The 20,463-nt window shown below is 65.8% G+C and carries 24 protein-coding genes; 14 read left to right on the top strand and 10 right to left on the bottom strand.

Annotation, left to right across the window (positions count from 1 at the left end):
* Position 1: 1 nt before the first annotated feature.
* Together ACQP1G_RS40440 and ACQP1G_RS40435 are read right to left on the bottom strand one after the other, a co-directional pair.
* Positions 2–331 (bottom strand): acyl-CoA carboxylase subunit epsilon, encoded by a 330-nt coding sequence (locus tag ACQP1G_RS40440; RefSeq protein WP_433195116.1) that lies wholly within the window; start codon positions 329–331, stop codon positions 2–4.
* 136 nt (positions 332–467) lie between these two features.
* On the bottom strand, positions 468–2,108 hold the full coding sequence (locus ACQP1G_RS40435; RefSeq protein ID WP_433195114.1) for an acyl-CoA carboxylase subunit beta: 1,641 nt from the start codon (positions 2,106–2,108) through the stop codon (positions 468–470).
* A gap of 301 nt (positions 2,109–2,409) precedes the next feature.
* Between ACQP1G_RS40435 and ACQP1G_RS40430 the strand changes: the two genes are divergently transcribed.
* Both ACQP1G_RS40430 and ACQP1G_RS40425 read left to right on the top strand, forming a co-directional pair.
* Positions 2,410–2,616: a hypothetical protein gene (locus ACQP1G_RS40430; protein WP_433195112.1), complete on the top strand. Its 207-nt coding sequence runs from the start codon at positions 2,410–2,412 to the stop codon at positions 2,614–2,616.
* A gap of 81 nt (positions 2,617–2,697) precedes the next feature.
* Positions 2,698–3,498, top strand: a complete 801-nt coding sequence (locus ACQP1G_RS40425; protein WP_433195110.1) for a biotin--[acetyl-CoA-carboxylase] ligase — start codon at positions 2,698–2,700, stop codon at positions 3,496–3,498.
* Positions 3,499–3,581: 83 nt separating this feature from the next.
* On the opposite strand, the gene ACQP1G_RS40420 is transcribed toward ACQP1G_RS40425, so the two are convergent.
* Positions 3,582–4,535: an acyl-ACP desaturase gene (locus ACQP1G_RS40420; RefSeq protein ID WP_433195108.1), complete on the bottom strand. Its 954-nt coding sequence runs from the start codon at positions 4,533–4,535 to the stop codon at positions 3,582–3,584.
* A gap of 284 nt (positions 4,536–4,819) precedes the next feature.
* On the opposite strand from ACQP1G_RS40420, the gene ACQP1G_RS40415 reads away from it, so the two are divergent.
* Genes ACQP1G_RS40415 through ACQP1G_RS40405 form a run of 3 tightly spaced genes read left to right on the top strand, consistent with a single transcriptional unit; the run spans position 4,820 to position 7,338 of the window.
* Positions 4,820–5,332: a PH domain-containing protein gene (locus ACQP1G_RS40415; RefSeq protein WP_433195106.1), complete on the top strand. Its 513-nt coding sequence runs from the start codon at positions 4,820–4,822 to the stop codon at positions 5,330–5,332.
* A complete protein-coding gene (locus tag ACQP1G_RS40410) occupies positions 5,329–6,006 on the top strand; it encodes a response regulator transcription factor (RefSeq protein WP_330252467.1) in 678 nt (225 codons plus the stop codon). The genes ACQP1G_RS40415 and ACQP1G_RS40410 overlap by 4 nt, the downstream gene beginning before the upstream one ends.
* An 18-nt stretch (positions 6,007–6,024) precedes the next feature.
* On the top strand, positions 6,025–7,338 hold the full coding sequence (locus ACQP1G_RS40405) for a sensor histidine kinase (protein ID WP_433195104.1): 1,314 nt from the start codon (positions 6,025–6,027) through the stop codon (positions 7,336–7,338).
* Here the strand turns inward: ACQP1G_RS40405 and ACQP1G_RS40400 are convergent.
* Complete coding sequence (locus ACQP1G_RS40400; protein WP_433195102.1) at positions 7,335–7,877, bottom strand: GtrA family protein; 543 nt, start codon at positions 7,875–7,877, stop codon at positions 7,335–7,337. The two genes, ACQP1G_RS40405 and ACQP1G_RS40400, sit on opposite strands and share 4 nt — an antisense overlap.
* 241 nt (positions 7,878–8,118) lie before the next feature.
* Between ACQP1G_RS40400 and ACQP1G_RS40395 the strand changes: the two genes are divergently transcribed.
* From ACQP1G_RS40395 to ACQP1G_RS40380, 4 genes are all read left to right on the top strand, one after another.
* Positions 8,119–9,294: a 5-(carboxyamino)imidazole ribonucleotide synthase gene (locus ACQP1G_RS40395; RefSeq protein WP_433209237.1), complete on the top strand. Its 1,176-nt coding sequence runs from the start codon at positions 8,119–8,121 to the stop codon at positions 9,292–9,294.
* On the top strand, positions 9,278–9,787 hold the full coding sequence (purE, locus tag ACQP1G_RS40390) for a 5-(carboxyamino)imidazole ribonucleotide mutase (RefSeq protein WP_433209234.1): 510 nt from the start codon (positions 9,278–9,280) through the stop codon (positions 9,785–9,787). Before ACQP1G_RS40395 ends, purE begins: the two co-directional genes overlap by 17 nt.
* A gap of 108 nt (positions 9,788–9,895) precedes the next feature.
* Positions 9,896–10,609, top strand: a complete 714-nt coding sequence (locus ACQP1G_RS40385; RefSeq protein WP_433195100.1) for a TetR family transcriptional regulator — start codon at positions 9,896–9,898, stop codon at positions 10,607–10,609.
* A 157-nt stretch (positions 10,610–10,766) separates the two neighbouring features.
* Positions 10,767–11,927 carry an acyl-CoA dehydrogenase gene (locus tag ACQP1G_RS40380; protein WP_433195098.1) on the top strand — a complete coding sequence of 387 codons (1,161 nt, stop codon included), beginning with the start codon at positions 10,767–10,769 and terminating at the stop codon, positions 11,925–11,927.
* Between the two features lie 6 nt (positions 11,928–11,933).
* Here ACQP1G_RS40380 and ACQP1G_RS40375 read toward each other — a convergent pair whose 3' ends face one another.
* From ACQP1G_RS40375 to ACQP1G_RS40365, 3 genes are read right to left on the bottom strand one after another with little or no spacing between them, the layout of a single operon-like run.
* Positions 11,934–12,260, bottom strand: coding sequence for a hypothetical protein (locus ACQP1G_RS40375; protein WP_433195096.1), 327 nt, complete (start codon positions 12,258–12,260; stop codon positions 11,934–11,936).
* A 47-nt stretch (positions 12,261–12,307) separates the two neighbouring features.
* Positions 12,308–12,592 (bottom strand): GNAT family N-acetyltransferase, encoded by a 285-nt coding sequence (locus tag ACQP1G_RS40370; protein ID WP_433195094.1) that lies wholly within the window; start codon positions 12,590–12,592, stop codon positions 12,308–12,310.
* Between the two features lie 35 nt (positions 12,593–12,627).
* A complete protein-coding gene (locus ACQP1G_RS40365; protein ID WP_433195092.1) occupies positions 12,628–14,019 on the bottom strand; it encodes an FAD-binding oxidoreductase in 1,392 nt (463 codons plus the stop codon).
* Positions 14,020–14,103: 84 nt separating this feature from the next.
* Here ACQP1G_RS40365 and ACQP1G_RS40360 point away from each other — a divergent pair, with 84 nt between their 5' ends.
* Entirely contained in the window at positions 14,104–14,535 is a 432-nt protein-coding gene (locus ACQP1G_RS40360) for a hypothetical protein (protein ID WP_433195090.1), read from the top strand.
* Positions 14,536–14,604: 69 nt separating this feature from the next.
* Entirely contained in the window at positions 14,605–15,126 is a 522-nt protein-coding gene (locus ACQP1G_RS40355; RefSeq protein WP_433195088.1) for a GtrA family protein, read from the top strand.
* A 14-nt stretch (positions 15,127–15,140) separates the two neighbouring features.
* Here the strand turns inward: ACQP1G_RS40355 and ACQP1G_RS40350 are convergent, their stop codons facing one another.
* The 3 genes from ACQP1G_RS40350 to ACQP1G_RS40340 are packed head-to-tail and all read right to left on the bottom strand — an operon-like array spanning position 15,141 to position 17,119.
* A complete protein-coding gene (locus ACQP1G_RS40350; RefSeq protein ID WP_433195086.1) occupies positions 15,141–15,779 on the bottom strand; it encodes a Type 1 glutamine amidotransferase-like domain-containing protein in 639 nt (212 codons plus the stop codon).
* 6 nt (positions 15,780–15,785) lie between these two features.
* Positions 15,786–16,625: a maleylpyruvate isomerase family mycothiol-dependent enzyme gene (locus ACQP1G_RS40345; RefSeq protein ID WP_433195084.1), complete on the bottom strand. Its 840-nt coding sequence runs from the start codon at positions 16,623–16,625 to the stop codon at positions 15,786–15,788.
* Positions 16,622–17,119 carry an HIT family protein gene (locus ACQP1G_RS40340; protein WP_433195082.1) on the bottom strand — a complete coding sequence of 166 codons (498 nt, stop codon included), beginning with the start codon at positions 17,117–17,119 and terminating at the stop codon, positions 16,622–16,624. Before ACQP1G_RS40340 ends, ACQP1G_RS40345 begins: the two co-directional genes overlap by 4 nt.
* Before the next feature lie 394 nt (positions 17,120–17,513).
* On the opposite strand from ACQP1G_RS40340, the gene ACQP1G_RS40335 reads away from it, so the two are divergent.
* Genes ACQP1G_RS40335 through ACQP1G_RS40325 form a run of 3 tightly spaced genes read left to right on the top strand, consistent with a single transcriptional unit; the run spans position 17,514 to position 20,400 of the window.
* Complete coding sequence (locus ACQP1G_RS40335; RefSeq protein ID WP_433195080.1) at positions 17,514–18,632, top strand: Re/Si-specific NAD(P)(+) transhydrogenase subunit alpha; 1,119 nt, start codon at positions 17,514–17,516, stop codon at positions 18,630–18,632.
* Positions 18,632–18,970, top strand: a complete 339-nt coding sequence (locus tag ACQP1G_RS40330) for an NAD(P) transhydrogenase subunit alpha (protein ID WP_433195078.1) — start codon at positions 18,632–18,634, stop codon at positions 18,968–18,970. Before ACQP1G_RS40335 ends, ACQP1G_RS40330 begins: the two co-directional genes overlap by 1 nt.
* Positions 18,970–20,400: an NAD(P)(+) transhydrogenase (Re/Si-specific) subunit beta gene (locus ACQP1G_RS40325; RefSeq protein ID WP_433195076.1), complete on the top strand. Its 1,431-nt coding sequence runs from the start codon at positions 18,970–18,972 to the stop codon at positions 20,398–20,400. The genes ACQP1G_RS40330 and ACQP1G_RS40325 overlap by 1 nt, the downstream gene beginning before the upstream one ends.
* The last annotated feature ends 63 nt before the right edge of the window (positions 20,401–20,463 follow it).

Below are 20,463 nucleotides of genomic sequence, written 5' to 3'. Positions count from 1 at the left end.
ATCAGTCGCGCAGGTGTGACAGCTGCGGGAAGGCGTACGGGGAGAACGGCGATGTGCCGCGGTGCATCAAGGTCGGGTGGCCCCAGGAGTCGGCCGGACCGGTCGGCCCGCTGCCCGTGGCGCCCTGCGCGGCGGCCGACAGTACACAGACGAGCGCCGCCACTTCGTCATCGGACGGTGAACCCTTGATAACTCGGATGAACGGCTGGTCGGTCGCCTGGGCGGCCGCGGGCGTCACGGGTGCGACCACCTCGACCACGTCCGCGATCGGTTCGACTGTGAGATCCAGTTCGGCGGCGGTCAACACATCTTCTTCTGCCACGGTCGTCACAGTGCCAGATCCTCTCTCTATCTCGATCGAGCCTATGCCTGACTCGATGTCATGTGGATCAAGCGATCATCATCGTCGAATTCACTCATTGTGTCTCTGCAACCAGTGTGCGCGGCCCACTGAGGCTATCGCTTGATCACAGCGGAATGTTGCCGTGCTTCTTCGGCGGCAGGGTCACCATCTTGCGTTCGAGCAAGCGCAGTGCCGACACGATCTGGCCACGGGTGTGCGACGGCGGGACGACCGCATCCACATAGCCGCGCTCGGCGGCGACGTAGGGGTTCACGAGGGTGTCCTCGTACTCGTTCTGCAGCTCGAGGCGCAGCGCATCCACATCATTTCCGCTCTTCGCGGCCTCTTGCAGCTGCTTGCGGTAGACGAAACCGACCGCGCCCGAGGCGCCCATAACGGCGATCTGGGCGGTCGGCCATGCCAAGTTCACATCGGCGCCCATGTGCTTGGAACCCATGACGTCGTAGGCGCCGCCGTAGGCCTTGCGGGTGATGATGGTGATTTTGCCCACAGTGGCCTCACCGTAGGCGTAGAGCAGCTTCGCGCCGCGCCGGATGATGCCGTTGTACTCCTGGCCGGTACCGGGCAGGAAGCCGGGGACGTCGACCAGGGTGATGATCGGGATATTGAAGGCGTCGCAGGTGCGCACGAAGCGCGCGGCCTTCTCCGAGGCGTCGATATCGAGGCAGCCCGCGAACTGGGTGGGCTGGTTGGCGACGATGCCGACGCTGCGGCCGTCGATCCGACCGAAGCCGACGATGATGTTCATCGCGCGCTCGGCCTGCACCTCGAGGAATTCGTCGTCGTCGAGCAGGCGACGGATGACCTCGTGCATGTCGTAGGGCTGGTTCGGCGAATCCGGGATGATCGTGTCGAGTTCGAGATCTTCGTCGGTGAGCGAATCCTCGATGGCGCCGGTGATCGGGTCGGTGGCCGGGAAACGCGGCGCGTCGGCGCGGTTATTGCTCGGCAGGTAGCTCAGCAGGTCCTTGACGTAGTCGAGGGCGTCCTGCTCGCCGGAGGCGACATAGTGCGCGACACCGGACTTCGTCATATGCGTATGCGCGCCACCCAGGTCTTCCATGGTGACGTCCTCGCCGGTGACCGTCTTGATGACATCCGGGCCGGTGACGAACATCTGGCTGGTGCCGTCGACCATCACCACGAAGTCGGTCAGCGCGGGGGAGTAGACGTGGCCACCGGCGGCCGGGCCCATGATCAGCGAGATCTGCGGGATCACGCCGGAGGCCTGGATGTTGCGGTGGAAGATCTCGCCGTAGAGGCCGAGGGAGACGACGCCCTCCTGGATGCGCGCGCCCGCGCCCTCGTTGATGCCGATCAGTGGGCGGCCGGTCTTGAGCGCCAGATCCATCACCTTGACGATCTTCTCGCCGTAGACCTCGCCGAGGCTGCCGCCGAAGACGGTGACGTCCTGGCTGAAGATGCAGACGTCGCGGCCGTCGATGGTGCCGTAGCCGGTCACCACGCCGTCGCCGAGCGGCCGGTTGTTCTCCAGGCCGAAGTTCACGCTGCGGTGGCGGGCCAGCGCGTCGAGTTCAACGAAGGAGCCCTCGTCCAGCAGTGCGAGGATGCGCTCGCGGGCGGTCATCTTGCCCTTGGCGTGCACCTTGTCGACCGCGGCCTCACCCATCGGGTGCTGCGCTTCTTCCAGCCGATTCCGCAGGTCAGCCAGCTTCCCAGCGGTGGTGTGGATATCGGGGGCGCCCGCCGATTCCGATGCGGGCTGCTGCTGGACACTCGTCATGGCTTCGGAGTGTAACCAGTGCCAGTACTTCTCTCTAACCGAGTGCCGCTTACCGGTGAGTAGAAAACCCCAGCTAGATCATGTTCCGGTCGGCGAATGACGGCAAACTTCCTGGTCGATTACCGAACCGCGGCGCGTTGTTCGACGCCGAGAAAATCGGTGGCGTGCCGTGGCCGTGCCCAGATAGCCTGGGGCATCAGTAATTCGACCGAGGGGAGGTCCAGAAATGTTGGATCGGAGGCGAGCGTTCATCGCGCGCGTGGCGTTCTGAGCCGTACTGAATTCGAGGGGAGGGAAACAAATGTGGGAGTGGAGTCGAAGGACCGCCGAACATGCTTCGGCGGCGTCCTGGACCAGCTGGCAGCCTGTGCGGACCGAACCGACCGTCATCGAGTCGGAGCACTGGGCTGAAGCTACGGAGTCCACCACGGCCGAAGCCGGGGAATGCACCACGGCGGAGGAACTCTCCGGCATGGTGGCACCCATCCAGTACGACCTCGTCGGATAGCTCTGACCTTCGCGACCTGCCGCGGTAACGACGGCGTCGACCTACCGCGGCAGGTCAGCGAGCACCGGGTAACCTGCCGGTGTGCACAGGCCACCGTTGGATGCAGAGCAGTTGCGGCGCAGTCTCATCGAGTCGCCCGAGCTGTCGTTCTTCTCGCACATCGATGTGGTGGAGTCGACCGGGTCCACCAATGCGGACCTGATCGCGCGGGCCGAGGAGGCCGATGCCGATCGCGCGGTACTCCTCGCGGAGACCCAGGAGCGCGGTCGTGGACGGCATGCCAGGACCTGGATCAGCCCGCCGCGCGCACAGATAGCGATGTCGCTGCTGGTGCGGCTGCGCGGCATCGAGCCGTCCGTCCTCGGCTGGCTGCCGCTGCTCACCGGCGTCGCGGTAGTGGACGCACTGCGCGCGACCGCCGGTGTGGACGCGAATCTGAAGTGGCCCAACGATGTGCTGATCGATGGCCGCAAAGTCGCGGGCATCCTGGCCGAAGTCGCCTCCGGTAGCGGGGCACCCGCCGTTGTCGTCGGGGTCGGCCTGAACGTCAGTCTCACCGAGGCGGAACTACCGGTGCCGCATGCCACTTCGCTCACGCTGGCGGGCGCGAAGGTCACCGACCGCACCGAGCTCGTGCGGTCACTGCTGGCCGAATTCGCCCGCCACTTCACCGCGTGGCAAGACGCCGGTTGGGATACCACGGACCTGATCGGCGGCTACCGCGAGCGGTGCGCCACCCTCGGCGCGCTGGTGCGCGCCGAACTGCCGGGCGGCCAGACTCTCGAGGGCATCGCCACCGACGTCGACAGCGCGGGCCGCCTCCTGATCGGCGAGCACGCCGTCTCCGCAGCCGACGTCACCCACCTGCGCGCCGACTACTGACCCGCCTGCTTCGCACTCCATACTGCACAGGGGCGAATCGCAACAGCGGGGACGGGACTTGTTGCGGGGCACCGGCTTTCTGGTCAGACGGGCTGCACGATGCCCCGTGCTGCTTCCCTGGCGAACATGCGGTCGCGCCGTTCTTCGAACGCGAGTACGTCCTTTTCCAACTGCTCCAGGAATACGCCGAGCCGCTCGCGGGCCTGCTCGCCGCGCGGGCCGAAGTCGGTGCGGTCGAAGATATTCCACTTCTTCAGCACCGGCTGCACCACTTCCTCGAGGTGCTGGCGCAGATCGTAGATGCCGTGCTTGGCCATCAGCACGCCGTTGCGCCGGAAGTTCGGCATCCCGTAGCCGGGCATCACGAAGTTGGTGATGATCATGGTGATCGCCGCCATGGCCTGGTCGGGAACCAGGTCCAGGCTCGCGCCGCAGAGGTTGCGGTAGAAGATCATGTGCAGGTTCTCGTCGGCGGCGACGCGCTGCAGCATGCGGTCGGCGATCGGGTCGTCGCAGACCTTGCCGGTATTGCGGTGGCTGACCCGGGTGGCCAGCTCCTGGAAGGTCACATACGCGACGTTCACCAGGAATCCGCCCCAGCCGTCAGGTGAATGCACGCCGCGGGTCATATGGACCATGCGGGCCTGCTCGAGCGCGACCGGGTCGACGCCGCGGGTGACCACGAGATAGTCGCGCATCACGATGCCGTGCCGGTTCTCCTCGGCCGTCCAGCGACCGACCCAGGTGCCCCATGCGCCGTCGGAGGAGAAGTTCTCCGAGATCTCGCGGTGGTAGGAGGGCAGGTTGTCCTCGGTGAGCAGATTGGTGATCATGGCGGCCTTGGCGACCTCGTTCAGCTGGGACTGCCCCGGCTCCCAGTCCGTCCCGCCCATCGCGGCGAAATTGCGACCCTCGTCCCACGGGACGTAGTCGTGCGGGTGCCAGTCCTTGGCCATCGACAGGTGGCGGTCGAGATTCTGTTCGGCCACCGGTTCGAGTTCGGTCAGGATTTCCAGCTGAGTCAGATCCTTGGTCACGCACGCCTCCACGGTTCGCTAATCGACGTCTTGTCAAGCCGGACTTGCCTTTTCACAGGCAGGGCATTGGGCAGAACAAAACGAGAGCCATTCGAACAGGCAGAGCCGGATCCCGTCGGAGTCGAGCAGATGCCGTTGGGTCGAGGCTAGGTAGCGAACCTGTGTCGGAACTCGAGCTAACTCGAGAGGGACTCGAGCTACCGACGCCGCGAGGCGACGATTGTGCGGTACGGCGCGCGTCGTTGTCCACGCTGTCCGGTGTGTTCTCGCGGTAGGGTTCCGTCATGGGTTATCCGGAGGAGGTGCTCGCCCCGGACGAGCAGTTGATACTCCATCGTCATCCGCATTGGAAAATGCTGTTCTGGCCGATCGTGACGCTCATCGTCGCCACCGCGTTGGCCGGATTCGCCGGGGGGTTCGTCTCGCGCAAGGCCGATGGTACGAACCGTTCGGTGCTGCTGATCGTGGTGCTCGTGGTCTGGCTGGGCATTCTCGTATGGCGTTGTGTCGCACCGGTTATCAGCTGGAAGTCGACGCATTTCATCGTGACCGACCGTCGGGTGCTGATCCGTCAGGGTGTGGTCACCCACACCGGCATCGATATCCCGATGAGCCGGATTTCGAGTGTGCAGTTCCGGCACGGTCTGTTCGACCGGATGCTCGGCACCGGCACCCTGATCATCGGGTCGTCCTCGGACGAACCGCTCGAATACGACGACATTCCACAGGTGCAGAAGGTGCACGCCCTGCTGTACCACCAGGTATTCGAACAGTCGCGCGATAATCTGGACCGATGACCGCCGTACTGCTGGCCGAGGACGATGAGGCCATCGCCGCGCCGCTCTCGCGTGCGCTGGGGCGCGAGGGCTATTCGGTCACCGTCGAACGTTTCGGGCCCGCGGTGCTGAAACGGGCGCTCGAGGGCGATCACGATCTGCTCATCCTGGATCTTGGCCTGCCCGGTATGGACGGACTCGAGGTATGCCGTCAGGTCCGGGCCCGTGGCGCCGATCTGGCCGTCCTCATGCTCACCGCGCGCACCGACGAGGTGGACTTCGTCGTCGGGTTGGACGCAGGCGCCGACGATTACGTCGGCAAGCCGTTCCGGCTGGCCGAACTGCTCGCGCGGGTGAGAGCGCTGTTGCGGCGCAGCGGAATCGGCGACGAGGCCGTTGAGGTCGGCGGCATCCGGCTGGAGCCGGCGGCGCGCCGGGTGCTGGTGAACGGCGTCGAAGTCGGTTTGGCCAATAAGGAATACGAATTGCTCAAGGTGCTGATCGATCGGGCGGGCCAGGTGGTGCCGCGCGAGACGATCCTGCGCGAGGTATGGGGCGACGCCGAGTTGCGCGGCTCGAAGACCTTGGATATGCACATGTCCTGGCTGCGCCGCAAGATCGGTGACGAGGGCCCGATGGCGGAGCGGCGCATCGTCACCGTGCGCGGGGTCGGCTTCCGCCTGAACACCGACTGATGGTGCGGCACAACTGATATGAGACGCAGAATTCTGCGATCGATACTCACCGTGCTGACCATCACCACGGTGGTGCTCGGTGTTCCGCTGATCTATACCGCATGGCTGTGGGTCGAGGACATCACCCGCAGCGACCTGGAGAATCGGCTGGAGCGGATCGCCGCCGAGATCATCGCCCAGGAACACGGTGACGGCACGGTGCTCGGCGAGCTCGACACCCGCTTGGTGCGGCCGCTGATCCCCGAGGACGGCAAGCTGACCATCATCTATCCGGCGCCGCAGGACAATGCCTCCCAGCTCGATATCGGTGCGGAGCGGATCGACGACCCACTGGTCGAATCGCTATCGATGGGCACCAAGGGTTCGCTGCGCTTGGAGATCCCGTCGGGACCCATGCATGTGATGCAGATCCAGGCCGTCGCGGTGGTGGCCTTCGCGGTGCTCGCCTCGCTCGGCGCCGCGGTGTCGGTGGCCATGATCACCGCGCGCCGGGTCGCCGATCCACTGCGTGACGTGGCGGCCAGGGCGGCCCGGCTGGCCATGGGCGACTTCCGACCCGATCCGCGTCGGCACGGGATCTCCGAACTGGACCGGGTCTCCGATGTGCTCGATTCGGCGACCGTCGAGATCGCCGGGCGGCTGCAGCGCGAACATGCGCTCGTCGCGGACGTCTCGCATCAGCTGCGCAGCCGCCTGACCGCGGTGCGCCTGCGGTTGGACGAGCTGTCCGCGCATTCCGATCCGGCCGTCGTGCACGAGGCTGAGGAGGCGATGGCGCAGGTCGATCGGCTCACCGACGCCATCGATGACCTGGTCCGCGCATCGCGCGACGAGGATGCCGCCGATCGCGATCCGGTGCCGGTGATGGACGAGTTGCGCGGTGTCGTCGAGGAGTGGTCGCATCCGTTCACCGAGGCGGGTCGGACGCTGCGGCTGATCGGTGACGAATCGCTGCGCGCGCCGATCACCGGATCCCGGTTGCGCGAAGCATTGGCCGTGCTGGTCGACAATGCGCTGATGCACGGCGGCGGCACCTGCACGGTGTCGGTGCGCACGGTGCGCACGGTCAGCGATCGCGAGCCACTGGTGGTGGTCGAGGTGGCCGATGAGGGCGATGGTGTGCGTGACGAACTCGCGCCGCACATCTTCGATCGTGGCTTCTCGGCGGGCGGATCGACCGGTGTCGGGCTCGCGCTGGCCAGGGCGCTCATCGAGGCCGATGGTGGACGGCTGGAGTTGCAGCGACGCAGGCCCGCGCTGTTCGCGATGTTCCTCGGATCCAGTGCGTCGCCGCGGACGCCCAACGGCGCCCAGGTGCCGGAGCCGCGCTAGCTGCGGCCGAGCTGCTCTTCCTCGAGCAGCTCCTCGATTTCCTCGACGAGTTCGCTGATTTCGTCCGGAAACACCCAGCGGCGCATCGCCCAGAAGCGGAATGCCATCTGCAGCAGATTGCCGATGATGAAGGCGCTGATGAAGTCCGCGATGTTCTCGACGGTGAAGCTCACATCGGGTTGGCGCAGGTCGAAGAGGTAGCTGGAGATCCATAGCGGGATGAAGCTCAACACCACCCCGACGCCGCTGACACCGAAGAACAGCAACGCCTCGTGATGCTTCTCGCGTCCGCCGCGGTTCTTGAACGACCACTCGCGGTTGAGGATGTAGGAGCAGATGACCGCGATCACTCCGGAAATGATCTTCGCGGTGACCGGCTTTGTCTCCAGCACGGTCCACTTGAGCGCGTAGAAGATGCCCGAGTCGATGATGAAGGTGGTGGCGCCGACGATGGCGAATTTGATCAGCTCGTGGTGGCGGTACGCGATCTCCCGCAGGGGCTTGGGGAGGACGTTGACCACGTCGTCGACGAATGACACAAGGCCCGAGTGTACCGGTACGCGGTGGCCCCGCCCGCGCTCGTCCGAGCGCAAGGGACTGATGACGGACTCCGTCCGGCTGCGCCCGAATCTGATCGTGGTGTTAGGACATGACAAGATTGCACGACGTGAGGGAGCGAAGCGAGCGAACCATCGACACAGCCTCCGTGGAGGTCACGCCTGAGCCGAGCGTCAGCGAGGTGCAGGGGTGAGTTCCCGCCGTTCGTTCGATCCTGCCGCCATGCCCACCGTCACCATGATCGGTGGTGGCCAGCTCGCGCGCATGACGCACCAGGCCGCCATCGCGCTCGGCCAGCGGCTGCGGGTGCTCGCCGAGAATCCGGACGACCCGGCCGCACAGGTGAGCCCGGAGGTCGTGCTCGGCAGTCACACCGATCTGACCGCGCTGCGCAAGGCTGCCGTCGGCTCGCACGTGCTGACCTTCGATCACGAGCAGGTGCCGACCGAACATCTGCAGGCACTGGTCGCCGAGGGCGTGAATGTGCAGCCGCCGCCGCACGCGCTGGTCTTCGCGCAGGACAAGCTGGCCATGCGGACCAAGCTGTCCGAACTCGGGTTGCCCGTGCCCGCGTTCACCCCGGTCACTTCGGTGGCCGACGCGGTGCGCTTCGGTGACGAGCACGACTGGCGGGTTGTGCTGAAGGCGGTGCGCGGCGGTTACGACGGGCGCGGTGTCTGGATGCCGGAGTCGGCGGCCGAGGCCGAGACGATCGTGGCCGACCAGCTCGCGCACGGTGTGCAACTGCTCGCCGAGGCCAAGGTGGACCTGAAGCGCGAACTGTCGGCGATGGTGGCCCGCTCGCCGTTCGGTCAGGCCGCGACCTGGCCGGTGGTGGAGACGGTGCAGCGCAACGGCCAGTGCGCCGTGGTGATCGCGCCCGCACCGGAGCTCAGCGCCGACCTGGCCGCGCAGGCCGAGACGCTCGCGCTGAACCTGGCCAGCGAACTCGGCGTCGTCGGCGCGATGGCGGTCGAGCTCTTCGAAACCAACGATGGCGCGATCCTGATCAACGAACTGGCCATGCGCCCGCACAACTCGGGGCACTGGGGCATGGACGGCGCGTGCACCGGCCAGTTCGAACAGCATCTGCGTGCCGTGCTCGACTACCCGCTCGGCGATACCCGTCCGCTGGCCCCGGTCACCGTGATGGCGAATATTCTCGGCGCGCCCGAGGCGCCGACCATGTCGATGGACGAGCGGCTGCACCACCTCTTCGCCAGAATGCCGCAGGCGAAGGTGCATATGTACGGCAAGAGCGAACGCCCGGACCGCAAGATCGGGCATATCAACGTGCTCGGTGACGATGTCGCCGTGGTGCGTGAGCAGGCCGAGCGCGCGGCGCATTGGATGTCGCACGCGATTTGGACCGACGGATGGGATCCCCACGGTGAGTAGTGCGCAAGTTGGTCTGATCATGGGCAGCGACTCCGACTGGCCGACCATGGAGGCCGCCGCGGTTGCCTTGGCAGAGTTCGATATTCGGTTCGAGGTCGGCGTCGTCTCGGCCCACCGCACCCCCCAGCGCATGCTCGACTACGCCCGCGAAGCGGCGGGCCGCGGCCTGCGGGTCATCATCGCGGGCGCGGGCGGCGCGGCCCACTTGCCGGGCATGGTCGCATCGGCGACCCCACTCCCCGTCATCGGTGTTCCGGTCCCGCTGAAGTACCTCGACGGTATGGACTCCCTGCTCTCCATCGTTCAGATGCCCGCCGGCGTCCCGGTCGCCACCGTCTCCATCGGTGGCGCCCGCAACGCGGGCCTGCTCGCTGTCCGCATCCTCGCCGCCGCCGACCCCGCCCTGCGCATCCGCATGGAGCAGTTCCAGGCCAGCCTGGAAACAATGGTCCTGGAGAAGGACGAGGCCCTCCGCGCCGAGCTCCTCGGCTGACCCCCGACCCCGCGACTATGCAGACCCTCGACATGAGGCTGCGTGCGGTCCGCGACCCGCTAGATCCGGCCGCGGCGCACACCACAATTTCGGCCATGCGGATTCGTCATGGTCGGCGCTCAGTACGGTGATCGGGTGGCGACTGATGAGAGTGCACGGCCGCGGAACGGGGACGATACTGCTCGGTTTCGGCTGACTGTGGTGGATCAAGCGCTGCGGTTGTTCGCCGAGCGGGGGTATGAGGCGACGACCGTGGACGAGATCGCGGAGGCGGCGGGGATTTCCCGGCGGACGTTCTTTCGGCAGTTCCGGTCGAAGGAGGATGTGATCTTCGCCGACCACGAATCGCAGTTGGCGCAGGTCGCGGAGTTCTTGGCGGCGGCGCACGTGGATCCGTGGGAGGCGGTCTGTGCCGCGGTGGTGCAGGTATTCGAGCGGTTCACCCAGTGGCGCGAGATCGCCGAGCGGCGGTATCGGGTGGTGCGGCGCGTGCCAGCGCTGCGCGAGCGCGAGATCGTGACCGTGTTCCGGTACGAGCGGCTGTTCACCGACTATCTGCGCGAGCGGCTGCCCGAGGCCCCGGATCTGGCGCGGGTGCAGTTCACGGCCGCGGTGACGGCCACGCACAACTATCTGTTGCGGCGCATGGTGCGTGGCGAATCGGATGCGGGGGCGGCGGATCTGCGGGTGGAGTTGGCGGCGATTCCGCGCGGCGTCGGGCGCGGGCCGGGTGCGGGGGAATTGGTGGTCGCGGTGTTCCCGAGGGATATGCCGCCGCGGCAGGTCGCCGATCTGGTGACCCGGCAGCTCGGTAGTTTGTGACAGGAATCATAGTATGTACAATCTGACACTCAGTGCCACGCTGTAGCGGCACTTTATGCACTATCCTGGGCATACTTCGTATGAAGATGGCACTGAGTGCCGAGTGCTGGAAATTGACGCCAGCACCATTACGACCGACAAACCAGGAGTGTGTCCCATGGCGGGAAACCCCGATTTCAATCTCTTTCAGCTCGAGGACTTCCACGACGAACTGCGTGCGGCCATCCGCGGACTGGCGGAGAAGGAAATCGCTCCGTACGCCAAGGACGTCGACGGGAACGCCCGCTTCCCGGAGGAGGCGCTCACCGCGCTGAACGCCGCGGGCTTCAATGCGGTGCACGTGCCAGAGGCCTACGGCGGCCAGGGCGCGGATTCGGTCGCCACCTGCATCGTGATCGAAGAGGTCGCCCGCGTCTGCGGTTCGTCCTCGCTGATCCCCGCGGTCAACAAGCTCGGCACCATGGGCCTGATCCTCAACGGCTCCGAGGACCTCAAGCACAAGGTGTTGCCGGATATCGTCAACGGTGAGATGGCCTCCTACGCGCTGTCCGAGCGTGAGGCGGGCTCCGACGCCGCCGGTATGCGCACCCGTGCCAAGAAGGACGGCGACGACTGGGTCATCAACGGCTCCAAGTGCTGGATCACCAATGGCGGCAAGTCTTCCTGGTACACCGTGATGGCGGTGACCGATGCGGAGAAGGGCGCCAACGGCATTTCGGCGTTCCTGGTGCACAAGGACGACGAGGGCTTCGTCGTCGGCCCGCTCGAGCACAAGCTCGGCATCAAGGGATCGCCCACCGCCGAACTGTATTTCGAGAACTGCCGGGTGCCGGGTGACCGCATCGTCGGCGAGCCGGGCACCGGCTTCAAGACCGCGCTGCAGACCCTCGACCACACCCGCCCGACCATCGGCGCGCAGGCCGTCGGCATCGCACAGGGCGCGCTGGACGCCGCGATCGCATACACCAAGGACCGCAAGCAATTCGGCACCGCGATCGCCGACTTCCAGAACACCCAGTTCATGCTCGCCGATATGGCGATGAAGATCGAGGCGGCCCGCCTCATGGTCTACACCTCGGCCGCCCGCGCCGAACGCGGCGAGAAGAACCTCGGCTTCATCTCCGCCGCCGCCAAGTGCTTCGCCTCGGACGTGGCCATGGAGGTCACCACCAACGCCGTCCAACTCTTCGGCGGCGCGGGCTACACCACCGACTTCCCGGTGGAGCGGATGATGCGTGACGCCAAGATCACCCAGATCTATGAGGGCACCAACCAGATCCAGCGCGTCGTCATGTCGCGCGCGCTGCTGCGGGGCTGACAATTCCTACCGACCGGGTGTTCCGACAGCCTTTCCGAGCGTCGGAACGCCCGGTCTTTTTATGCCCTCGATACCGCCGAAAACTCGGGGCACGGCCCGCGCGTCGAGATAGTTTCGAAGCCGTTCGCCCCTGAGCGCCGACAACCGTCCGGCGGTCTTCGACGGTGACCTGATCTTCTTCAGCAGCACCCACAGTGGACCGGGGTATATCCCGAATGCCGAAACCCGGCGTCCGTACATCACCGGAATCATCGCCGACCACCAGGTCGGCCAGGAGCACAACAACTCACCGGCCCCGCAGCCCTCGTGGTGATCGGTCCGATCCCGGCCCACTATCTGCGCGCTGACCTTTTCGTGCGACCCGCAAGCGATCGCTACGGCTAGGCGACCAGATCCGCGTATTCGCGGTGCTCCGCAATGTACTTCTCGACATACCAGCAGGTCGGGACGATGGCGAAGCCCTCGGTGCGGGAATCGTTCAGTGCGTATTCGACCACCTGGGCGGCCACGCCACGGCCACGGAACTCCGGGAAGGTCATGGTGTGGTGGAAGTCGCGGACTTTGGGATCGTCATGTTCGGCGTAATCGGCGTACCCGGCGAGGGTGTCGTCGAGGTATATCTCGAATCGGGTATCGGCGACATTGTGCTCGAGCCTGGTGGTCATGATCGGGTGAAACTCCTTCGCGGCAGGGAATGTTCCTAGAGGATCGCACCTGGGTTGAGAATGCCATGCGGGTCGAGCGCATCCTTGATGCGCCGAGTGAGTGCCATCACATCGGGGCCGAGCTGGTCGGGCAGCCACGTCTTCTTCAACCGGCCGACCCCGTGTTCACCGGTGATCGTGCCGCCGAGTTCGATGGCCAGATCCATGATCTCGCCGAAGGCGCGGTGCGCGCGTTCGGTCATCGCCGCGTCGGCCGGGTCGTGCACGATGAGCGGGTGGGTATTGCCGTCCCCGGCGTGCGCGATCACCGAGACCAGCACCTCGTTGCGGGCGCCGATGGCCGCGATCCCAGTGACCAGATCGGCCAGCCGCGGCAGCGGCACGCCGACATCCTCCAGCAGTAGCGGCCCGATCTTCTCCACCGCCGGGATGGCGAAGCGGCGTGCGGCGGTGAAGGCCTCGCCTTCCTCCGGATCCTCGGTGTGGAAAACCTCGGTGGCACCGGCCTTTTCGCAGATGCCGACCATGACCTCGGCTTCGTGCCTGGCGAATTCGCCCGGCGCGTCCGAGCGTGCGACCAGTAGCGCCGCCGCCTCGCGATCCAGACCCATCCGCATTTCGTCCTCGACCGCATTGATCGCCACCGCGTCCATGAATTCGAGCATGGCGGGGCGCAGGGTGCCGGTGATGCCGAGGATGGCCTCGATGGCGGCGGTCAGCGTCGCGAAGGTCGCGACCACGGTGGACTGCGGTGGTTGCGCGGGCAGCAGTCGCAGGGTGAGTTCGGTGATGACCCCGAGCGTGCCCTCGCTGCCGACGAACAGCTTGGTCAGCGACAGACCCGCCGAATCCTTGAGACGCGGTCCGCCGAGCCGCACCACCGTGCCGTCGGCGAGCACCACCTCCATGCCGAGCACGTAATCGGTTGTGACGCCGTACTTCACACAGCACAGGCCGCCCGCGTTGGTGGCGGCATTACCGCCGATCGAGCACATCTCGAACGACGACGGGTCCGGCGGGTACCACAGACCGTGCTCGGCGACCGCGCGTTTGACCTCGGCGTTGAGCAGGCCAGGCTGTACCACCGCGGTGCGGGTGACCGGGTCGACGGTGATCGCGCGCATGCGTTCGGTGCTCAGCACGATGCCGCCGTCGACGGCCGTCGCACCGCCGGACAGTCCGGATCCGGCCCCGCGCGGCACCACCGCGATCTGGTGTTCGTGCGCCCAGCGCAACGTTGCCGCAACATCATCGGTACCGGTCGCACGGACCACCGCCAGCGGCGTGCCCGCCTCGGGGTCACGTGCCCAGTCCTGCCGATAGCCTGCCAGCAGGTCGGAGTCGGTGAGCACCGCACCGTCGGGCAGGCGGGAGATCAGATCATGCAGGTCCACACGACTCACGCTATACGGCGGGCGGGCGCACATGACCGAAGCCCGGGTGGACGGTCGACTGTAACAGTCGCGGCCCCGGTTCTCCCTGGAGGTTGCTACAACGCGGAGACCGGCGGGATGTGGGGCGTTCCAGTGGTGCCGGACCGGTTCGACGATAAGAATTCCGGGCAAAGGCGTCCCGCGGTATCGGATGGGATGCCCGAGTCCAAGGTGCGCAGGCGCGCCGAGGGAGGTCTCATGCAGGTCGCGTTGCCGGACTACCACGAACTGGTCGCCGCGGTGTTCTCCTACGAATTCGTCGACGGCGGCATTGATACGGACGCGCTGCGCCGCATCCACGCGGGCGACGTCACCGAATGGATCACGGCACTGGATCGCTCCGGCATGTTCGGCAAGACCGCCATCGCGACCCTGTCCGACCAGTGGCACCGCGACCCCCGCATGCTGCTGGCCGCACTCCTGGAAGATGTCGACGACGTCACCCGCCGCCGCTGTCTTGTCGCCTGGTCCGCACTGGACCGCCGCTCACCCCTTACCCAAATCGGCTGATCTTGTTCCAGCGGTCGCGGTTCGCCCGGTGATCACTTGGTGGTCACTTGCCGGTGGCATGCTGGCGGCGTGACGAGCGCGGACTCCGTGGTGGAGGGCTTTTCCCGGTGGTGTGCGGCTGTGGTCGCACGTTTGCCATGGGGGCTGAGTCGGCTCGTCGCGCCGACCTTTCTCGGCTTCGCGCTGATCAACGGATTCACCTTCGGCGTCGATTTGGCGCTGCTCACAGCGCTGCACGGCTGGTGGGGGCTGCCGGTGTGGCTCGCGGTCACCCTCGCCTACGTCTGCGCGTTCGGGCTGAGCTTCGTGCTCAACCGCACCTTCAATTTCCACTCGCACGCACCCGTCGGCAGGCAAGCTGCGGTCTATGTGGTGGTCGTCGTGATCAACTACCTCGCCTTCATCCTCGGCGTCGGCAGCGGTCTGACCGCGCTCGGTCTGGAGTACCACCTGTCGCGCCTGCTCGCGGGGGCTTGCGAGGCCGTCTATATGTACAGCGCGATGCGCTGGGTGGTGTTCCGCGGCCGGACGGCTACGGCTACCGCGACGACAGTGCCCGCGATCTCGAACAGCGCCTCTGGACGGTCATAACAGCGCTGGACTGATCACCGCAGCACCTCCGTTCGGTCGCCGTCCACCACGACGACGGCATCGTCGGTGAGTGCCCAATGCGGGATTCCTTCGGCCCGATAGCGGGCGGCCAGTAGCGGCGAGGCGCCGTCCGGGTCGGTCGGCGAGTCCAGGTGCGGCACGATCCGATGGTCTACCAAACCCAGTCCGTCCCACCGTGGTTCGATGCCGCAGGCGGGTGCGACCTCGGCGGGATCATCGGTCGATTCCAGGCCGTGCAGGTCCGGTGTCAGCAGACAGGCGCCAGCGCTGTACCCGGCGTACACCAGTGCGTCGGCGGCGAGCAGTTTCGGCAGGACGAAATCGGCTCCGCTGCGGGCGAATTGGGCGCGCAGTACGAAGGTATTGCCGCCGCGCACCCACACCAGTGGGTATTCGGCCATGGCCAGCTCCAAATCGGTTGCGCGCCCGACGAAATCGCGCAGGTCCAGCACCTCCGGGGAGTAGCCGAGCCTGCGCAACGGGGTCACATCGCTGGTGACCGCGCTCGCCCACGCGGTAGGCCAGGCGTCACATGCGTTGGGGATCACCGCGACTCGCCCCGGCTCGCCGACGAGTGCGGCGAGCCGGTCGTAGTGCGCGCCGAATCGGTAACTGGACAGGAACAGTCGCACTGAGGCTCAGATGGTGAAGGCCAGATTGCGGACCAGGCGGTTGCCGAGTTCTTCGTCACCGGAGATGGTGAACTCGCCCGCGTGCGCATCCGCCGTGGTGCGTCCGCCGCGCAGCCGGGCGAACAGGCCGGAGTCCATGCTGATCGCCACGGTGGCGGGCGCATCCAGGGTTTCGACGATATTGGCCCGGCCGTCCACCGCGACGTGCAGTGTCCTCGCCAGCGGGCCGGTCAGTTCGAAGGTGATCCGGGATCCATCCGGTGCCTGGGCACCCTTGGCCACTGCTCGGCCGAGCGCGCCGGTGAGTTCGGCGAACGCCCGCTCGGCGCGTGGTCCGCCCTCGTCGACGGATACACCGAGCCCATCGGCGATATCGAGTTCGTGCATCCAGCAGTCGAACAGCCGTACCTGCATGAACCGGCCGTAGCTGACCTTGCCGATCGGCGATACGGTCTCGGCGTCCCATTCGGCGTCACTGAGGCTGGCCAGCGCCTCGCGCCTGCGTTCGATGACATCGCGATACAACGCCAGTAGCCGCTTACCCGATAGCGGTCGCAGCCGATCGACCCAGATCTCGTTGAGCACACCGGTTTCGTTGCGCACATGCGGCAGCGTGGTGACATCGGTCTTGGGTCGAATCGGATCGTGCGCGGGCGGGCGCTCACCGAGCAGCCACGATTCGGTGCCGACGAGATGGGCGACCACGTCGAACAACGACCAGCCCGGCAGCGGAGACGGTGTCTGCCAACGCTGTTCATCCAAATCGGCGACCAGGGCGGCGATCGCATCCCATTGTTCCGACAGCAGGCTGCTCAGCTCGGTCCGGTGCAGGGACGGGGCGGTCATCCTCGTGGTCCTTCCTCATCTTGTCGACCAGCCCAGCGTTGTTCGTGCTCGGCGGTTGTTTCGTCAGCGTTGTCCAGCGCGGTTATCCCGGCTCGAATGGCGGCCGCGGTGGATTGCGGGTCGTGCGGGCGTCGCAGCAGCAGTCCGGCGGCGAAGCTGAGTTTGTCGCCGTGTCGGCGCGGGATCACGTGCAGGTGAACGTGCGAGACGGTCTGGAAGGCGGCGGTGCCGTCGTTGAGTACGAGGTTCGCGCCGTCGGCGGCCAGGTCGCTGCGGCGGACGGCCAGTGCCAGCCGGTGTCCAGCCCGGAAGATATGAGCGCCCAGGTCGGCGTCCAGGTCTTCCAATTGGGTGGCGTGCTGTTTCGGAATGACCAGGGTGTGGCCGCGGGCGATGGGGCGAATGTCCAGGAAGGCGCACAGCGTGTCGTCCTCGTAGACCTTCGTCGCCGGGGCCTCGCCCGCCCCGATGCGGCAGAAGACGCAGTCGTTCACATCGCCGACCATACGGCGTACGACGCATCGGCAACAGACTCGGGCATGATGCACATCACTACTCGAGATATTGCGACGCACTGACCGGGATTCGAACCCGAGGGTTGGTAATGGACCTCTACGTTCGCTCTTGTGGCCGTTACCTGCGACGACAACCATCAAAACCGATAAAGCCCTGATCAACCGCATGTGCCGGAGGTGCCCGCCATGTCCGTCCCGATATCGCGAATCCGACATAACGGAGGATTTGCACGTCAACTTGTGACGGCCATCTCAGCTACGCTCACCGCGAGCCGGGTACAGTTGCGAGGATTTGGACGAACTTACTCCGTAGTAACATCGTCCGGCCGTCGACCGGTTGCTTGAAGCTCAGCCAGAGAAGGAAGTCTGACAAGTGGAGACAACGCAGAGCGTAGGCGACCAATCGCCGCGCGGAGCGCGTGTCGGAGTCGTTCGCGAGTCAAACGCGGGCGAGCGGCGTGTCGCTTTGGTGCCGAAGATCATCCCGAGCCTGTTGAAGCAGGGTGTGGACGTGGTGGTCGAAGCGGGTGCCGGGCTCGGTGCGCTTATTCCGGACACGGCCTATGTGGAAGCGGGCGCGACCATCGGTGATCCGTGGTCGGCCGATGTGGTCGTGAAGGTGGCTGCGCCGAGTGACGCCGAGGTGGCGAAGCTGTCCAGCGGGCAGACCTTGATCGGCTTCCTCGCTCCCCGCAATGCCGAGAACCAGATTCCGGCGTTGAAGTCGGCCGGGGTGCAGGCCTTTGCCGTCGAGGCGATTCCGCGGATTTCGCGTGCCCAGGTGATGGACGCACTGTCCTCGCAAGCCAATGTCGCCGGGTACAAGGCCGTGCTGCTGGCCGCGTCGGAATCGACGCGATTCTTCCCGATGCTCACCACCGCCGCGGGCACGGTGAAGCCCGCGACCGTGCTCGTGCTCGGTGTGGGTGTGGCCGGTTTGCAGGCGCTGGCGACCGCGAAGCGTCTCGGTAGCCGGACCACCGGCTATGACGTGCGTCCCGAGGTGGCCGATCAGGTGCGGTCGGTGGGTGCGCAGTGGCTGGATCTGGGTATCGACGCCGCCGGTGAGGGCGGGTACGCCCGCGAGCTCACCGACGAAGAGAAAGCGATGCAGCAGCAGGCTTTGGAGGATGCGATCAAGGGCTTCGACGTGGTGATCACCACCGCGCTGGTGCCCGGGCGTCCCGCACCCAGGTTGGTGACCGCTGCGGCGGTGGAGGGTATGAAGCCGGGCAGTGTGATCGTGGACCTGGCCGGTGAAACCGGTGGTAACTGCGAGCTGACCGAACCGGGTGAGACCGTGGTCAAGCACGAGGTGACGATCGCCTCGCCGCTGAACCTGCCCGCGACCATGCCCGAGCACGCCTCGGAGTTGTACTCGAAAAACATTGCGGCACTGTTGGAGTTGATGTTGGTCGACGGGAAACTGGCCCCCGACTTCTCCGATCAGGTGCTCGCGGACTCCTGTGTCACTCGTGAGGTGGATGCCTGATGTACACCGAACTGCTAGCCAATATCGCGATCCTGGTGTTGTCCGGGTTCGTCGGGTTCGCCGTCATCTCCAAAGTCCCGAACACTTTGCATACGCCACTGATGTCGGGTACCAACGCCATTCACGGCATCGTCGTGCTGGGTGCGCTGGTCACCCTGGGCAATGTGGAGGATCCCTCGATCCTGACCCAGATCATCTTGTTCGTCGCGGTCGTATTCGGAACCTTGAACGTGATCGGTGGTTTCGTGGTCACCGACCGGATGCTGGGCATGTTCAAGGGTAAGAAGGCCGCAGCGGTGAAGGCTGCCGCAGCGGAGCGATCAGAGGGAGCAGCGTGATGCATACCTTCGACAATGTGACCTACCTGGTCAACGGCCTCTACATCATCGCTTTCGGCATGTTCATCTACGGCCTGATGGGCTTGACCGGCCCGAAGACCGCGGTACGCGGCAACCTGATCGCCGCGGCGGGCATGGTGATCGCTGTTGTGGCGACGCTGATTTCGATCCGCCACACCTCCAACTGGATTCTGATCGTGGCCGGACTCGTGGTCGGTGTCGTGTTGGGTGTGCCGCCCGCGAAATATACGAAGATGACCGCGATGCCGCAGTTGGTGGCCGCGTTCAACGGTGTCGGTGGTGGCACCGTCGCGTTGATCGCGTGGTCGGAATTCATCAACTCCCAAGGCTTCTCGCACTTCGACGAAGAACCGACCGTGCACATCGTGATCGGGTCTTTGTTCGCGGCGATCATCGGTTCGGTGTCGTTCTGGGGCTCGCTGATCGCCTTCGGCAAACTCCAAGAAATCCTGCCCGGACGTCCGATCGGTCTCGGCAAACTCCAGCAGCCGCTGAATCTGCTGCTCCTGCTCGGCGCGATCGCCGCAGCCGTGGTGATCGGTATCGGCGCCACGAATGACGGTGTGCCCCAGTACTGGATGATCGCGGTGCTCGTGCTCGCCGGTGTCCTGGGCCTGGCGGTCGTGCTGCCCATCGGCGGTGCGGACATGCCGGTCGTCATCTCGTTGTTGAACGCACTCACCGGTCTGTCGGCTGCCGCGGCGGGTCTCGCGTTGAACAACACCGCCATGATCGTGGCGGGCATGATCGTCGGCGCGTCCGGCACCATCCTGACCAACCTGATGGCCAAGGCCATGAACCGCTCCATCCCCGCCATCGTCGCCGGTGGATTCGGTGGCGGCGGCACCGCTCCCAGCGCCTCCGGTGGTGAGGCCAAACAAGCCAAGGCCACCTCCGCCGCCGACGCGGCAATCCAGATGGCCTATGCCAACCAGGTCATCGTGGTGCCCGGTTACGGTATGGCCGTGGCCCAGGCCCAGCACGCGGTCAAGGAGATGGCGTCCTTGTTGGAGGCCAAGGGTGTCGAGGTCAAATACGCCATCCATCCCGTCGCCGGACGTATGCCCGGCCACATGAACGTCCTGCTCGCCGAGGCCGAGGTGTCCTACGACGCGCTCAAGGAAATGGACGACATCAACGGCGAATTCTCCCGCACCGACGTTGCTTTGGTCATCGGCGCCAACGACGTCACCAACCCCGCCGCCCGCGAGGACTCCTCCTCGCCGATCTACGGTATGCCCGTGCTCAACGTCGACCAGGCCAAGAGCGTCATCGTGCTCAAGCGTTCGATGAACTCCGGCTTCGCCGGCATCGACAACCCCCTCTTCTACGCCGACCACACCTCGATGCTCTTCGGCGACGCGAAGAAGTCGGTCGGCGCGGTCACCGAGGAACTGAAGGCGCTCTAACTCGCTGCAGCGCGGTAATCCCAAAGCAACGGCCCTCTGTTCGATACGGACAGAGGGTCGTTC

Origin of the sequence: Nocardia sp. CA-107356, assembly GCF_050946365.1 — a bacterium.
Taxonomy (GTDB): domain Bacteria; phylum Actinomycetota; class Actinomycetes; order Mycobacteriales; family Mycobacteriaceae; genus Nocardia.
This window is presented reverse-complemented; position numbering and strand designations above follow the sequence as displayed.